This is a genomic window from Mesorhizobium sp. M1143 (assembly GCF_040318435.1).
Taxonomy (GTDB): Bacteria; Pseudomonadota; Alphaproteobacteria; order Rhizobiales; family Rhizobiaceae; genus Mesorhizobium.
Genome location: NZ_JAMYMJ010000199.1, coordinates 1 through 731 on the forward strand (window position 1 = coordinate 1; position 731 = coordinate 731).

Here is a 731-nt window from a genome sequence, read left to right on the forward strand (position 1 = left end):
TCGGAGAGCGTGCCGCCCAAGCCGCCGCGCTCCCCTGCTACATCATGTCGTCCCGGCGCTGAAGGCAATGGATAGCCAGCCGAACGGTGGGCGGTGTTTGAGGTACCGCTGCCGAACATCAGCCAGGCCAGACCTGCGCCCACCATGGTGACCGGCAAAGGATTGTCTCGGACCTGCGTTCTGAGATTGCTGAGCATGGCCGCGCTCTCCCCTCCCGAGAACAGCCCGGTGAACTCATCCAGCAATTGTCCAGGCGTCATCTTGCCTCGAATGGATTCGGCGGTCTCCATCACCCGAGCGCGAGCAGCCTCGGCCTCGCGTTCAAGTTCGGCTGCGGATTTCTCGTTCATCTCACCTGTTCCTTAATCGCGCTCGCGTCGCGCTTGAGCTGTCCCTGGGTCCGGTCGGGGGTAAGTTCCGAAGGCGCCATGCTGGCCGTCCCGGTCCGCAGCAGGATGACGCCGAGGACCGCCACGACCACACCGACCAGCAGGGAAGACCACCCCGCGCCAAGCCCTGCCCGCGTCAGTGCGATAATGAGCGCCTGCAGCAACACCAAGAGCGCGGCGAGCAGGCAAATCGCGCCGCCCAGCACTTCCGCGGCACCTGCTCCGGCTTTGGTAAGCTTTTCAGAGAGCTCGGCCCGAAACAGCCTCGCCTCGGTTTGCACCAGAGTGGTGACATTCTGGGCCAAATCGGTGACTAGCCCGGCAAGGCTGGGATTGTCCTGG

The 731-nt window shown here is 64.2% G+C and carries 1 protein-coding gene and 1 pseudogene; both read right to left on the bottom strand.

Going from position 1 to position 731, the window contains the following annotated elements:
* Positions 1-350 (bottom strand): annotated as a pseudogene (locus NKH35_RS31925) (hypothetical protein); the annotation flags it as partial.
* Positions 347-731, bottom strand: a 385-nt coding sequence (locus NKH35_RS31930; RefSeq protein ID WP_352917585.1) for a phage holin family protein, incomplete at its 5' end; no start/stop codon positions are given. The gene NKH35_RS31930 and the pseudogene NKH35_RS31925, both read right to left, overlap by 4 nt.